This is a genomic window from Lactobacillus helsingborgensis (assembly GCF_000970855.1).
In the GTDB taxonomy this organism is placed as follows: domain Bacteria; phylum Bacillota; class Bacilli; order Lactobacillales; family Lactobacillaceae; genus Lactobacillus; species Lactobacillus helsingborgensis.
This window is the reverse complement of the sequence record NZ_KQ034047.1, coordinates 206,968-223,324: the sequence shown is the minus strand read 5'-3', so window position 1 is coordinate 223,324 and position 16,357 is coordinate 206,968. Positions and strand designations below refer to the sequence as shown.

Below are 16,357 nucleotides of genomic sequence, written 5' to 3'. Positions count from 1 at the left end.
AGATACTCCTAAGTTGGTCTTAGCAGTATCTGCATCTTGTTTAACTTGTGCTTTAGCATTTTCTTTAAATGCGTTTAAGATATTTTCTTTAGCTGCTTTTTTTGCTTGGACAATATTTTGACTACTTGCAGCATTATCTTCAATTTTATCAATTGCCGCTAAGGCATCTGTCATGGCGGTTTCGGCTTTGCCAACTTGACCGAGGACATTTTCATAGACTTTAGTATAACCAACAATTTCTGCTTTAGCAGCTGCTTTGTTAATTAAACTTTTAGCAGCAGCTTTTCTCTTATTGATAATTTCGTCATCATCAGTGCCGTAAATAGATTTACTGGTATCACCAGTTGTAGTTGTCGTATCAGCAACCACTTGGTCTATTTCATCAAGATATTGTTTTTGTTCATCCTCAGATAAACCAGAGTTTTGAATCCGCTCTTTAGCTTGGGCAGCTGCTTCTTTAATATCTTTTGCTGCCTGGTCTTTTACTTTATCCGTATGTGTGCCATTAATCTTATCAATACAATTGTTAAGATTATCTTTAGGATTATTGCTGTTAATAATATCTTTGATAGCTTGATTTAAAGCAGCTTGAATTTCAGGTCGATCATCACCATACTGTGCTATTTGCTTTTTAGCAGCAGCTTCTAATGCTGCAATTGCATCAATAGTATCTTGCACACTTGGGAGTAGAGCTTTGGCTTCTTTTTGATGGTTATCAATAGCTTTTTCATTATCGTCTTGATCAAGATCACCGTCAGGAGCAACAATTTCTTTTGGCCGCTTGAGCTTGTCTTTTATACCGTTAATTAACTCGTCTACCGGTGATTTAACATTCTCATCCTTTGAGACTGCGTCAATAGCATTTTCGACTTTTGTAATTGACTGGTTAATATCAGTTTTTACATTATCTCGGTAATCTTTTCCTGCTTGATTAATGGCATTAATACCGTCATTAACAACCTGATCGATGTTGGTAGCGTTTGTTTCCGGAGCATCAACAGTGCTTATTGCCTTATCTTTTGCTGCATTTATTTTTTCTGTCTGTGAAGGAAACTTAGAAATTTGCTCATTAGCCTGGCTAGCTAACTTATCTTTTGCATCCTTTTTGGCATTTTCATATTCTGCTTGACTTTGGGCTGTTTGTACAGCCTTTTCTACCAAGTCTAAAACGGTCATTTTTCTATTATTTACTTCGCTAATTGCAGTCTTGGAAGGTTGCACCCCGTAAACTGATTTGCCGGAATCATAATTGCTGTCCCTACTATTTGCAGCATACTTAGCGGCTTCATTCAGTGCGTCAGTGAATGCTTTTTCCTGATCTGCAGTCAAACTATTTGGCTTATTGGTTTTAGCAGCATTAATAGCAGCTATAATTGCCTGAGCGGCTTCTTGTTGTATTGAACTAAATGGTTTAATTCCCAGACTAACTATAGTAGGTCGGTCGCCACTGGCAATGTCTAACGGACTATATTCAATGAAGTTTGCATGTGGAGTTAGTTGAATTGTGGCGTCTTTAGCCATCCTGGTAGTAATTTCGGCAGGAATGGTAATGGTGAAGGTGCCATCAGGAGCAACTTTAGCGGCAAACTTGGTAGGTAATGCTGCCAAATCATTTGCTTCACCGCGATAAGTATCAACAGTTTCAGCGTAGGGATTAGCGATTGTTGAATCAATAACAGCTTGACCATTTCTGTATACACCACTATCTTTAAACCTGGCTAAAACATAGGCTTCGGTACCACCAGGTAAGATGTTTTTGAAAAAGCTGTCACTATTTGGGCCGTCTTTTGCAGGATCATAGTATAATACATGGCCTTTGACCAGCTTGGAACCATCGTCTTGATTAGTTACTGTCACATCTTCTGGGTCAATGTCTAAGAAGCCACTTTGATTGGCTGGCGTAAATCTGATGTTATTGTAGCCTGGGTTGCTTTTACTGGAAAAAGCTGCTTCCACGATAGCCTGAAAAAGTTGGTCATAGCTTTGATGATTGTAAGCTTGCAACAATTCCTGGAAGTTTTCAGGTGCTTTACTAAGAATAGCGCTAAGCTGGGGACTATCTTTTTTGACTTTTTCCAAGTCGAAGATCCTTTGACCGTTTAATACTTCCAGTTTGTTAACTGCGACAGTTTTAGCAGTTTTTTCGACTTGTAAAACATGAAAAGGCGGCAAGACTAAGTTGCTGCCAAGAGCGGATCCATTTAAAAGTTCACCAAGGTTTAAGTACTGGCGAACATTTGTGACCGTGATTTTATTATCGCCGATAATGCTGGTGCGGTCATTGTTATTCAGATGGGCGTCCAACACAAGAGAAGTAGGGTTATTAACAATCAATTGCCCAGTATTGGCCACATCAACCAATTTTATTGCACCAGTACCGGCATCACCTACTAATTGAATTTCAAAGCCGCCGTTTTGCACGTTAGCTTTACCGTCAATTTGCACTAGCGAACCAGTATAATTACCCATGTTCTGTCCGGTAATCTTAAGAGCACCGCCAGAGTTAATGGCAAAATCGCCCCCAATATAAATCAGGTTTTGCTTATTTTTAGTTGAAATATTACCATTCGTGTTAACGGTAATTGCACCATTTTTGCTAATATTTACCTTTGAATTGGCGTTGTTTAAATAAATGGCTCTGGCCTGGCCATTATTTTGCTTGCCCGCATACTTAATTCCTTCACTTTGTCCGATGTTAATGTTCACCTGACCGTGAACAGTTACTTGCGCATCGTCACTAATGAAAATGGCACTGACTGGATTGCCGTGTTCACTGTTATTAGCACCATTTGAGCCATCGTACGTCTTAAGTGGGGTCAGGTTAACAACTGCTCCTTGTTCAACATTTAAAGAGTTGCCTTCTCCTCTCATTTCAATCAAAGTTCCGCCAAATGTTGAACCGTCAAAGTGGCAACCTGCTTTAAAAGTAATGCTGTTATTGCTATTGGTAAATTCTAAAAGTTGCTGATTATTACCGTCAAACCAACCGCCAATATTGCTTGGAATTTTGACAGTTTCCGCGTGAATTTGACCTTCAAAAATAATGTCAGTATTATTTTTGGTATATGTTAATTGTGAACCATAAAAATCAATATTTCTAAAAGTGATTTTAGCTGTTTGTCCTCTAGTCATATTATAGGTATCCGCGACACCATAGTAATCGGTACTTTTAAGTATTAAGTTTTCATAAGTAATATCTAAAGAAGAATTACCGGTAAGAGTAGGGTGGTTACTCTTGAAATCAAGAGTATATTTCGCATTACCTGCAGACTTAATTAATAATTTTCTACCTTGAAAAGCCTGGCGATTATGACCTGTCTCTCTGTCAGCAATAATATTATTGGTAATATCAATTTCACTTACATTACTATTGGTTAGGGCGCTAATAAAATCCTTCCAGTTACCCACGCTTCTTTTTTCGCCAACATCTCTTAAATCTCTGTTGGTGATTTTACTAGTTAAGCTGTCTTGCCTTTGTTCGGTTGGATCACTATCTGCAGTATTAACTACGGTAGAATCAACCATTTCATCTTGGCTTTTTTGCGCATTATCGTTTTGCATATTGCCAGTGACAGAATTCTGTTTGTCATCTTTAACCGCGTTGGTGTCTTCGCCGTCCGTTTTGACCCCTGCATTACTTTGCTCATTGTTGCTGCTATTTTCCCTTAAAAAAGAACTTAAGCCAGAAAACGTTCCTAAATTTGGTTCGCTTTCTGGCTTTGTGGTTTTGGTCATATTATTAGTAGCAGTAGTTGAATTTTGAGCAGCATTATCCCTAGGAGTAGGAGTAGGAGTGGGAGTTGCCTGAGCGTCAATTTTTGCTGTTACTCTTGACTTTTTGCTTATTTGTTGGGGCGGAATAACAGTATCAGCACTAACTGCTTTACTGCTAAGTCCTAGGTAAGTAAAGCCAAGCAATACTGAGGCAGCGCCAATACTCAATTTACGAATTGAGAAATGGTCTTGCTTAGCTTGCATTGCCATTTTTTTCACCCGTTCATTGTTATTATTCTTTCCTAACATACAAATGTCCTTTCTTATTTTCAACTACTATACAATTATCAATTTAGTAGATGCCTATATAAATGTCAATTATTGCGATTATAATATCATTAGTTTATACATAACAGGACTTAAAAATACAATGCTACTTATCATTTAGATAACAAAGTTTTTATAACTAAAACCAAATAAATTTAATAAAATTTTCATTTAGCAATTGATTTAAGCAAAATGATTAACAAAAATAGCAGATTTGTTAGGAGTCTGATATTGCAACACTATTGTAAAATACAAGAAAGTGCTATCATAAATTTAATAGAAGGAGGTTACATCATGTTTAAATGGATTATGAAACAACCTGACTCAGATAGGTTGGTTCCTCAAGCTAAAATTGCCAGTACCTACAGGTGGAGACAATTCGGGGTTTTGCTAGCAACATGTATAGGTTACATTGGTTATTACATTATTCGCTTGGTTTTTACAACTGAACAGAATGATATTATGAAAGAATATCATTTTACTACTGCTAATATTGGTTTGATTTTATCTTGTTTTGGTATTGGCTATGGAGTCGCAAAGCTTTTTATGGGCGTTTTAGCGGATAAATGTGATTCTAACCGTTACTTAATGATGGGACTTTTGTTATCAGCAATATTAAATATCTTTTTAGGTTCAACACGTAACCTGTATTTAATGATGCTGTTAATGTTCTTAATGGCTGTTACACAAGGAATGGGTGCTGCCGCATGCCAAAAAATGATTCAGTTGTGGTGGGGACCTAGAATGAGAGGAACAATGTATTCCATTTGGTCTTCCGCTCATAATGCCGGATCATTTATTTGTGTTGCGATTGTTCAATTGGCTGTTTTCTTGTTTTCAGGCTCAATACCCGCAGTCTTTTATACGTCATCTGCAATTTCATTTCTAATTTGTATCCTAATTTTGGTTTTAGGAGCTGATAGGCCTAGAGTTGTAGGCTTACCGGATATTTCTACTTATACAGGTGATAAAGTCATTTTGGATAACGGTCAGGTTTCTACTGCCGATCAAACGGATTTAAGTGTTGGTCAAATTTTTGTCAAATACATTTTACAAAATAAGTTAGTTTGGGCTGTTACCCTGACGTCAATGTCGCTTTACCTTGTTCGCTATGGGATTCAAAGCTGGATTCCATCATATTTAGTTCAAAATAAAGGTTTTGATCCTGCAGCTGCCAAATGGGTTATTGGTATTTTTGAATTGGCATCAGTTCCCGGAGTAATCATTATTGGTGCTATTTCGGACGCTCTCAAAGGACGCCGCGCACTAGTTTCAATTGCATGCGTGATTGGGACCCTAATTTGTTTAACGTTTTACTTTTTCAGTAATAATCATACTTTAATTATTATTGCGCTGATTATTATGGGTAATTTAATATATGCTCCATTGACTCTTGTAGGTTTAATGATCAATGAGGTTGTTCCCAAATATGCTGTAGGTGCTTCGACTGGTTTCATGGGCTTCTTTCAGTATATTTTTGGTGAAACTCTGGCAACAGCCTTAATTGGTATTCTGGTTGACAAGTTTGGCTGGATTGCCAGCAACTCGGTCTTATATATTGCTTCCTTTGCAGCCTTAATCTTTCTGTTTTACACAGCGATCAGTGAAAATAAACTGCGTAAAGAAGTAGCTAAATAATTAAGCTACCAGTAATTCGCGTTTTAACTTGCTTGAAAAAGATCAGTTTTACCGTATTTTTACATTTGTGCAATTGTATTAAGAAAAGGTAAGCAATTCTTTACTGACGGCTTGCGAACGATTTTTTAGTATACAATAAACAATGTTGATAGATTTTTAATATAATAACGAGGTAGAGAGTAAATGAAATTTAGTCATAAATTTATGATGGTATCGGCTGCTGCGTTAATTGGTATCAGCCCAGTATTAAGCGGCAATCAAGTTGCCGTAGTGCAAGCTGCTGATAAGCCTGCAGCAAAGAAAAACAATGTCAAACAAAATACGATCAAGTTAAATCATAATGCTTATGTTTATGATAAAAATGGTAAGAGGTTAAAAACCTATATGGGTAGTGCCAAAAGAACCAAAATTGGCAAGGGAATTACCCTAAACTTTAATACCAAAGTTACGATCAATAATAAAGATTACTATGATATAGGTGGCAATGCCTACGTTAAAGCAGCTAATGTAGGTTATGTTAATGGTAAAAAAGTTACTAAATCAGCACCTACAGCAAAAGCTAAGATTAAGCACAATGCCTATATTTATGACGCTAAAGGTAAGACAGAAAAGAAGAAGATTAAAAAAGGGCAAACAGTTACTGTTGATCAGTTAATTTACATTGGTAAAAAGCTTTTCTACAGAATAAATGGTCAAAATAATCAGTTTATTAAGGCAGCCAATGTGGGTAAAACAACTGGTGCAAAATTAAAACCTGTTAATAAAAAGCCCGGTAAAAATGATAATGCCCCGAGTGACAACCAAAATGATCCAACTGTAATTACCTTGAGCCACAATGCTTACATATATGATGGTAATGGTAAGTCTACTAAAGTCTTAATCAGAACAGGACAAAAGGTTACAGTTGATGAACTGAAATACATTGGCAAGAAATTGTATTATCACCTAAATGACACAAATTATCCGGGTGCTGATCAATGGGTAAAGAAGAATAATGTAGGAATTGTTAATGGTAAGCAATTAAAGCCTTCAAATTCCAAGCCGGAAAATGATACTGATATAACTACTGTCACTTTGGCACGGAATACAAATGTTTATAACAACAAGGGTGTAGTTCAACCTACCAAAACTTTTGCTAAAGGACATAGAGCACGAGTAACTGAACTTCGTTATATTTGGGTAAGTGCTGACAATAAGGCAGAATTATTCTATAAACTGCAAAGCGATAAGAATGGGTATCTTAAAGAAGAAGATATCAGCTTAGTAAGTGGTGCCAAGTTAACTCCGGTTAACACACCAGAAACTGCTAAGAGTGAAACTGTCACTGCCACAGCCACAGATAAAAAGGCACTTAGTGATTTACTAAGTCAGGATGCTGCAGTAAAAGCAAGTGATACCTATAAGCTTTCTGCTAAATCAGCTCGTGATGCTTATGATAGTGCAATTGCAACGGGCAATCAGGTTAACAGTGCAATCTCCACTGTTGCTCATATTACCGATTCTGTAAATCAGATCACCGCTACAAAAGCTGCTTTAAACGGTAAAAAAGTTATTGTCAATGACTTGAAGAATTTGTCTTTTGCAGAGTCCGAAGAAATTGTTAACTTGGTAGCTAGCGTGAATGGTGTAGACAAGAGTGCAGTGCAGTTTATTAATAATAATTCAATGCTAACTGTTACAAGTGCTAACGGTTTCCAGCAAATTTTAAATATTGCAGACTACGCTGCAACTAATAAATAGTTTTTAACAAATTTAAAAAAGGGTCTGGGAAAAAACTCTAACCTAACTAAAAAGGCTGACAAATCACGTCAATAAAACGTTGATTTGTCGGTCTTTTTAAATTGTAAATTTTTTAATTTAACTTCAAAGAGCACTTTTTTCCCAGACACTTTTGTTTGAATTATTTAGTATTCAATTGCATTTGCTGTGTTTAACTATGTTTATATTTTAATTTGTATATCTATTAAAATAAAAATGCAAAAAAATTATGGTATATACCACTTTTATATTGTATCAAAATACACTTTATGCGTACTGCACATTTTGGTGTATACCAAAGCCGAAAAACCTACGGCCGCAACAATTTTGGTGAAAAAAGTAAAGCGTTTCCAAACAATGTGGTATAATACAAGTGGAGTAAAAATTTAGTAGGAGGAAATAATTATGAATGCTTTGATTAACTGGTTAAATAAGCATGTCGTTCCGATTGCTGCTAAGATTGGTTCGATTCGCTGGCTTGTGGCGTTACGTGATGCTTTCATTGCAATTATGCCATTAACATTAGCCGGTTCTTTCGCTACCGTTCTTAATGCTTTAGTCAGGGACATCCCAACTAATTTTGGTTGGATTGGCTTTGTCAATTCGATGCAGTGGCTGATTAGTCTCAACTCACTAGTTTGGACGGGTACTATGGCCATTTTGGGTCTGTTATTCTCGTTCACTTTTGGTTATCAATTGTGTGTGCAATACAAAGTTGAACCAATCGCTGGTGGTCTAGTCAGTTTGGGTACTTTCATTATGGGATTACCACAAAACTTCACTGTTGATTTGAAGAATGCCTTAACTAAAGGTGATATTAAAACTTTAACTGACGCTGGTACTGCAGTAACTGGTAAAAATGTTAGTGCTTGGGGTTATTTTAACTTTAATAAATACTTTGGATCTGCCGGGTTCTTTACCGTCATGATTATGGGTGCTATTTCAGTTACAATATATATTTACTTGGTTAAGAAACATATAACTATTAAAATGCCTGATAGTGTCCCACCTGCAGTTTCTAATGCCTTTACTGGCATTATTCCTGCAACAGTAGGTTTGTACGCTGTTGGCGTAATTGATTACCTATTTAGTCTCAACCAAACAACGGTGATTGACTTTATTTCTAAGACTATTCAGGATCCTTTGCTTAAGATTGGTCAAGGATATGGTAGTGTGCTTCTTATCACTATTTTGGTCCAAGTATTTTGGTTCTTTGGTATTCACGGTACGAATGTACTTATGCCGATTACCGAAACTATTTGGATGACAGCACAGATTGCAAATATTAATGCTGGTCAAAATGGTAAACCGCTACCTTACGTTTGGACTAGAACTGACTTTGACTTTTATGTCTGGATCGGTGGTGCAGGTTCAACTCTGCTTCTAATTTTGGCTATTCTGGCATTTTCTAAGCGTGAAGATCAACGTGCAGTTGCTAAAGTTTCATTGGTTCCAGGATTATTTAATATTAACGAACCAGTAATGTTTGGTATGCCAATTGTTTTGGACCCGATTTACTTTATTCCATTCATTCTAGCTCCGATTGTAATGGTTTCAACTTCATACGCGGCACTAAATCTTGGTTGGGTAGCACCAATTAAGGCTAATGTGCCATGGTGTATGCCACCATTTCTAAATGCGTTTATCGGCACATTGGATTGGCGTTCAATCATTTTACAGGCGGTAAATATGGTTATAGGTTTCTTAATCTATGTACCATTTGTTAAAGCCGCTAACAATGTTAAACCTGCAGCTGAATAATCTTTTAAGGAGTTTTAAATGAAGCAATTAGGTATTTCACTTTATCCTGAGCAAAGTACATTTGAACAGGATAAAGAATATATGGATTTAGCCCATCATTATGGCTATAGCAGAATATTTACATCACTTTTGCAGTTAAAAAGTGCGAGTGGAGAAGATATCCTCGCAAAGTTAAAGAAAGATGTAGCTTATGCTAATGAACTAGGCTTTAAAACTGTAGTAGATATTAACCCTGTTTTATTTAAAGAATTAAAAATTGACTATAACGATCTGGTCTTTTTCAAGGACTTAGGTGTTTGGGGCTTAAGGTTAGATGAAGGCTTCAGCGGCATGGAAGAAGCTGCGATGACTCATAATCCCTATGGGCTTAAGATAGAGTTAAATATGAGTCGGGGTACAAATTATCTTGACAGTATTATGGCTTATGATCCTGAAGTTGATAATTTGATCGGTTGTCATAACTTTTATCCTCAGGAGTACACTGGATTAAGTGAAAAATTTTTTAATGAGTATTCGCAAAAATATCGTGATTATGGATTACATACAGCTGCGTTTATTTCATCAAAGAATGCGAAATTTGGTCCGTGGCCTGTTCATGAAGGGCTTCCGACTATGGAGAGCGATCGCCAACGCAATATTTTTAGTCAAGTTACTCACTTACGTTTGAGCAAAAAGATTGATGATATAATTATTGGTAACGCTTTTGCTAGTGAAGATGAATTAGCTGCTGCAGCTAAGGCTTTTAAGAGTCCTTTTGCCACTTTGACAATGGAATTTGATGAGGGAACTAAGCCAATTGAAAGAACTATTTGCTTAAAAGAACCACATTTATACCGTGGCGATGCTTCAGAATTCTTACTACGTGATACTCAGCCACGTGTTATTTATGCAAAGGAAGATATTCCAGCTCACAATAATAATAAACCAACTTTTGAACGCGGAGATATTGTAGTTGTTAATGACCAGTATCCTCGTTATAAAGGTGAATTGCAGATTGTCTTAACACCTTTTCCAAATGATGGTAGACGTAACTTGGTTGGACGTTTATGTGCAGATGATTTAGACTTATTGCAGAAAATTGAGCCGTGGAGTACATTCATTTTGCAAGAAAGTTAATACGTAGTTTTGTTTTAAAAACCGCGAACAAATTGTTCACGGCTTTTTTATTTGCTCATTTTTTACCATAAATAAAATAGTATAATAATTAATGTAAGTGATTTCATAAAAAGGGAGAAATAGAAACACATGCTAGGTTTTTCAATATATCTCAACCGCGATTTAACGGCTGCAGATTATAATTATTTGCTGGCAATGCGTAATGCTGGTTTAACCACTGTCTTTACCTCATTGCATATACCAGAAGATGATCAAAAAGTTGTTTTGAAAAGATTAGCTGAGTTAACGAAGTGGTGTCAGAATTTAGAAACAGACATAATTGCCGACGTTTCTGAGGAGGGATTAGAGCAATTAGGTATTGCATTAGATAACGAAAAGCAGATTGAAAGTCTGGGGTTAACTGGACTAAGAATAGATGATGGTGTGACGTCAGCTACTATAGCTAAACTTTCGCAGAAAATGCCCATTGCTCTGAATGCCAGCACTATAAATGAAGATGACATCACAGCTTTACGAGAACACGGCGCCAGTTTCGAAAATTTACAAGCTTGGCATAACTTTTATCCGCGCCCAGAAACTGGCCTAGATGCAAATTGGTTGGAACAAAAAAATAATTGGTTACACCAAATGAATTTGGAAACGATGGCGTTTGTTGCGGGCGATGATGTTCTGCGTGGACCTATTCATGCTGGACTGCCAACTCTTGAAAAACATAGGGGTGAGAATCCTTTAGCTGCCGCATTGGAATTGAAACAGCTTGGTTGCGATCATGTCTTTATTGGTGATGGTTCTCTAACAACGAATATGATTGACTGTTTTAAAAATTACATCAAACAGCAGACTATTACACTTCACGTTGATGGGAACCTGCCTGAATTATTCAATTATGAATGGAGCAATCGTCCAGATGTGGCGCGAGATGTAATTAGGTTGACGGAGGGGCGTAGCCGCCAGCTTTTTAACACAGAACCACAGACAAAAGTAAGTGCACGTCCTAAGGGAACAATTACCTGTGATAATAAATTATATCTGCGTTATCAGGGTGAATTACAAATAACTAAGCGTGATTTACCAGCAGATAAGAAAGTTAACGTTTTAGGACATGTCGTGCCTCAAGACTTACCGCTTTTAGATCAAATTGGTGCAGGTCAGAAAATTCATTTTGTGGAGCTAAAAAAAACTAGGAGTATTTGTGTATAAATTAAAAAGCCATCTAGCAGGAATGTCTTGATTTTTCCAGCTAAAATATTTGGGCAGGCAATCTATTAATCTTATAATTGGTATAGTGCAATAATTACCTAAAATTTAGATAATATATTTATAATATTGAAAATTGGTATAATTAATACTATACTTACTTTGTGTTGACACGGTTTTGAGTAAATATTTTTTCGAAGGATATAAAAATATTCACTTAAATTATTTTTCTGTAATCTTATTAAAGGAGTCGAAAATGAAAATTAAAAAATGCGGATTAGCAATTTTAACGCTACTTCCGATTGTCTTCTTCTTAGCTGGTTGTGGCAGTAAAAAGAAGGCAGCTAATCCTGCTGTCAAGCCAAATCAGAGTCAAGTAGTTACTACTACGATGTATTCCAAAAAAATGCACTTGGACTGGAATTATGATGTCTATCTGCCAGCGGGTTATGACCCTAGTGGCAGTAAAAAATATCCTGTTTTATACATGCTGCACGGTGTAAACGGCAATCACAGGAACTTACTTGAAAGGTTTAATTCTCAACAGATCTTGGATGGTTTAGTTCACCGCAAGAACAAGAAAATGATAGTGGTTTTTGTAGATGGGTTTAACAGTTTTTACGTTAATCAAAAAGACGGCTTGCCAATGGAAGATGCCATCGTTCACGACATGGTGCCGACAATTAATAAACTTTATAAAACTAAAACAGATCCTGATCACACGGCAATTGGTGGGATTTCAATGGGTGGCTATGGAGCAGCCAGATTTGTCCTGAAATATCCTAACTTGTTTGGTAAGGCAGTTTTGATTTCACCTTCAGTGTGGTATAACCTGCCTAACACTAACCCTATTAAAATGAGCATGCACGCGTTTACTGATGGAAAAAAGAGCTGGTCGGATAAAGTTTACCAGTCTTTATTCCCGACAAATTACCTTGGTGATCAATCAGCCAAAAGCAAGTTTTTTGTCGAAACCACATCATCAGATACTACTGTACCGGTAAAAGATGTTAACCGCTTTGTGAAAAAACTGCAAAGTAACAATATCAGTGTTAAATATGTCAAAGACAGTGGCGATAATCACAACTGGACTTATTGGGCCAAAGCTGCACCAAATGCCTATAATTGGGCTTTGGATGAAATGAACTAGTGAGGTGAGCAAAATGACAAAAAAATCTGATCAAGATTTAGCACAAGAAATATTAGAATTAGTCGGTGGTAAATCAAATATAAGTGAAATTGTTTCTTGTATGACAAGGTTGCGCTTAACTATCAAAGATAATTCACTAGTTAGTATTGATGCTTTGAAAAAAGTCGCTGGTGTTTTAGGAGTTGTACAATCAGAAACGCTGCAAATTGTTTTAGGACCCGGAAAAGTTACGAAAGTAGCTCAAATAATGGCTAATTTAGCAGATATCAACCTCACTACTGAAGATGGTAACAGTGATTTAGCAGAGGTGAAAAAACAAGCCCAGGAAAATAAAGCTGCCCAAAAGGCTAAGCATGACAAACCACTCCAAAGAGGGTTACATCATATTGCTAATGTCTTTGTACCGCTCTTACCAGGTATTATTGCCGCAGGTCTGGTAAATGGTATTACCAATGTTATTGACTACCAAACTGGCAGTGCATTTGCCAATAACTGGTGGTACATGGCTATTAAAACAATTGGCTGGGGCCTATTTGCGTTTTTACCAGTATTTGTAGGGATGTACGCCGCCAAAGAATTTAAAGGCAGTCCGATCCTTGGTGGTATTGGCGGCATCTTCTGTTTAAGTCTAGGTTTACCAACATTTCCTTTGGCTTCGCTTGCAATTTCTATGCCCTTCACAAATAAACCTTATGTTACGGGTGTCGGTGGCTTACTGACCGCTTTATTTATGGGTATTTTTATCGCACTGACGGAAAGATGGATTAGAACATGGATGCCTAATATATTCGATACATTTTTCACTCCGATTTTGACACTAATTTTTTGCTGCTTGATTTCAGTAGTTTTCCTGCAGCCTGTCGGAAATTGGCTAACAAATATTATTTATGTAGTCCTTGATTTCTTATATACCAAATTAAGCTGGATCGGTGGTTATCTGTTATCCTCAACATTCTTAGGCTTGGTTTCTGTAGGATTGCATCAAGCTCTAACTCCTATCCATGTTATGTTGAATGATCCTACTGGACCTACTCACGGAATTAACTATTTATTACCCATTTTAACAATGGCCGGTGGCGGTCAAGTTGGAGCTGGACTTGCTTTATACTTTAAGAGTAAGAACAAAAGGTTTAAGAAACTGGTCATGAGTTCAATTCCAGTTGCGATTTTAGGTGTTGGCGAACCTTTAATGTACGCTGTCACACTTCCATTAGGCAGGTCCTTTATTACTGCGTGTTTGGGTGCCGGCTTTGGCGGTATAGCAGCCTCACTCTTTCATTTAGGGACTGTTTCTCAGGGCGTTTCAGGAATTTTTGGTTTACTAATAATTCAACCAGGACAACAGTTACAATTTGTGATTGCCATGTTAATCGCATATTTAGGTGGTTTCATTTGTACTTGGTTCTTTGGTGTTGATCAAAACCGAATTAATGAACTATTTCCAGAATAAGATTTAACTCTGTCAATTAAAAAATAAGTTAGGAATAATATGGAAATAAAAAATTTAGTGACTGAAACTCGTAATCCAGCTACGACTCACATTGATACCATGTCCACACTTAATATGGTAAAGACGATTAATGCAGAAGATCAAAAGGTAGCTCAAGCTGTTGCACTTACAGAAAAACAAATTGCACTTGCGATTGATGAAGCTGCAAAAAGATATGCGCAAGGTGGCCGTTTAGTATATATGGGTGCTGGCACCAGTGGCCGTTTAGGCGTACTGGACGCTGCAGAATTAATGCCTACGTATGGTATTAAACCGGAGAGAGCAGTTGGTTTAATTGCCGGTGGTAAAGGTGCAATGTTTTCTGCCGTAGAAGGTGCAGAAGATTCTACTGTACTGGGCAGCACTGATTTAAACAAGATAAAAATAGCTATTAATGACGTGGTTATTGGATTGGCTGCTAGCGGTCGCACACCTTATGTTGTTGGCGGACTGGAATATGCCAAGAAAAAGGGTGCCTTAACCATTGCAGTAGCTTGTGTGCCAAACTCAGTTATTGGTCAAGCAGCCGAGATTGCGATAGAGGCAGTTGTTGGACCTGAGGTGGTCACAGGGTCAACACGCATGAAAGCCGGTACAGCACAAAAAATGATTTTAAATATGATTTCAACCGGTGTAATGATCAAACAAGGTAAAGTTTACCAGAATGTGATGATTGATGTGCAACCGACTAATGCGAAGTTGGTTGACCGTGCATGTCGCATTATAAGTGAGACTACAAGTGTTACCACTGAGGAGGCTTTAGCTTACTTAAAACAAGCCGATAACAAAGTTGATTTAGCGATAATAATGGCAAAAACTAAAAAAGATAAAAATGCAGCTGGCAAGTTGCTCACAAGATATCATGGCAATGTTAGCCGTGTATTACAGGGAGAATAAAATGTTTGGCTACGAATAATTTTGGCTAACCTTTCAGATGGTATTTAAACCAACTGAAAGGTTTTTCTTTGATAAATTATGAATTATTTTGTTAAAAAGTCCTATTTTACGGTTTAATCTAGTATTCAAGGCTTGAATGTCATTCATTAAAGTTGAATAATAATATAGGAAGTAACTTTTTCAGACAACTTTTGGTAAAATAATAAGTTGTTAACAATTTTAATACGGAGGAAATTATGTCTTATAAAGACAATATGATGTTGTTTGCCCTTAATTCAAACGTTCCGCTGGCAGAAAAAATTGCCGAACGTGTTGGGGTGCCCCTAAGTAAGTCCAGCGTTCAACGCTTTAGTGACGGCGAAATTCAAATTAATATTGATGAATCTGTCCGGGGTAAAGATGTATATTTAATTCAGTCAACCAGTGTGCCGGTTAATGATAACTTAATGGAATTGTTGATCATGATTGACGCTGTGCGCCGTGCCAGTGCACAGACGATTAATATTGTAATTCCTTACTATGGTTATGCTCGTCAAGATCGTAAAACAAGACCCCGTGAGCCAATCACTGCTAAACTAGTAGCTGATATGTTGCAAGAAGCTGGTGCAACTAGAGTTTTGTCACTTGATCTTCACGCCCCACAAATTCAAGGATTCTTTGATATCCCAGTTGACAATTTAATGGGTGCACCTTTACTTGCTGATTACTTTTTAAGGAATAATTTGCAAAAAGATGCCGTGGTAGTTTCACCTGACCATGGTGGTGTGACTCGTGCCCGCAAGCTAGCAGAGTTTTTAAAGACACCAATTGCAATTGTTGATAAGCGTCGCCCACGTGCCAATGTTTCAGAGGTAATGAATATCATTGGTAACGTTAAAGGTAAGCGCGCTATCATTATTGATGACATGATTGATACAGCAGGAACAATCACCCTAGCTGCACAAGCATTAATAGATGCTGGAGCAACAGAAGTTTATGCTAGTGCTACACATGCAGTTTTATCAGGTCCTGCTATTCAAAGATTAAACGATTCTCCGATTAAAAACTTGGTATTAACGGACTCCATCAATCAACCAGTTGAAAAGAAACTGGAAAAAACACTTTTAGTTTCGGTTGGTCCACTTATTGGGGATGCAATCAAGTGCATTCAAAAGCACGAAGCACTTAGTCCTTTATTTAATACCAGATATGAAAAAGATAAACACAAATAAAAGATAAACTAGAAGATCTGCTTAATTAAAGCAGGTCTTTTAGTTTGGGCAAATGACCACTTAGTTCAATAAAATGACCTTTTGGTAAAATTTGATTGC

10 protein-coding genes are annotated in these 16,357 nt (G+C 37.0%); 9 read left to right on the top strand and 1 reads right to left on the bottom strand.

The genetic code is table 11. The features are described from left to right. The coding region (locus tag JF73_RS06955) for a pectate lyase-like adhesive domain-containing protein (RefSeq protein ID WP_179853387.1) at positions 1-3,984 on the bottom strand (3,984 nt) is incomplete at its 3' end. Between the two features lie 351 nt (positions 3,985-4,335). Here JF73_RS06955 and JF73_RS06950 point away from each other — a divergent pair. The 9 genes from JF73_RS06950 to JF73_RS06910 all read left to right on the top strand — a co-directional run bounded on the left by JF73_RS06950 (position 4,336) and on the right by JF73_RS06910 (position 16,258). Then, a complete protein-coding gene (locus tag JF73_RS06950; protein WP_046327559.1) occupies positions 4,336-5,679 on the top strand; it encodes an MFS transporter in 1,344 nt (447 codons plus the stop codon). A gap of 183 nt (positions 5,680-5,862) precedes the next feature. After that, positions 5,863-7,419, top strand: coding sequence for an SLAP domain-containing protein (locus JF73_RS06945; RefSeq protein WP_046327558.1), 1,557 nt, complete (start codon positions 5,863-5,865; stop codon positions 7,417-7,419). A gap of 423 nt (positions 7,420-7,842) precedes the next feature. Beyond that, complete coding sequence (locus JF73_RS06940) at positions 7,843-9,198, top strand: PTS sugar transporter subunit IIC (RefSeq protein WP_038523995.1); 1,356 nt, start codon at positions 7,843-7,845, stop codon at positions 9,196-9,198. Between the two features lie 18 nt (positions 9,199-9,216). Further along, positions 9,217-10,314 (top strand): DUF871 domain-containing protein, encoded by a 1,098-nt coding sequence (locus JF73_RS06935; protein WP_046327557.1) that lies wholly within the window; start codon positions 9,217-9,219, stop codon positions 10,312-10,314. A 129-nt stretch (positions 10,315-10,443) separates the two neighbouring features. Beyond that, positions 10,444-11,514: a DUF871 domain-containing protein gene (locus tag JF73_RS06930; protein ID WP_046327556.1), complete on the top strand. Its 1,071-nt coding sequence runs from the start codon at positions 10,444-10,446 to the stop codon at positions 11,512-11,514. Between the two features lie 253 nt (positions 11,515-11,767). Then, positions 11,768-12,661 (top strand): alpha/beta hydrolase, encoded by an 894-nt coding sequence (locus JF73_RS06925; RefSeq protein WP_046327555.1) that lies wholly within the window; start codon positions 11,768-11,770, stop codon positions 12,659-12,661. A gap of 13 nt (positions 12,662-12,674) precedes the next feature. Further along, complete coding sequence (locus tag JF73_RS06920) at positions 12,675-14,111, top strand: PTS transporter subunit EIIC (RefSeq protein ID WP_046327554.1); 1,437 nt, start codon at positions 12,675-12,677, stop codon at positions 14,109-14,111. A gap of 39 nt (positions 14,112-14,150) precedes the next feature. After that, positions 14,151-15,047, top strand: coding sequence for an N-acetylmuramic acid 6-phosphate etherase (gene murQ / locus JF73_RS06915; RefSeq protein ID WP_046327553.1), 897 nt, complete (start codon positions 14,151-14,153; stop codon positions 15,045-15,047). A 236-nt stretch (positions 15,048-15,283) separates the two neighbouring features. Beyond that, positions 15,284-16,258, top strand: a complete 975-nt coding sequence (locus JF73_RS06910) for a ribose-phosphate diphosphokinase (RefSeq protein ID WP_038523978.1) — start codon at positions 15,284-15,286, stop codon at positions 16,256-16,258. Positions 16,259-16,357 lie beyond the last annotated feature (99 nt).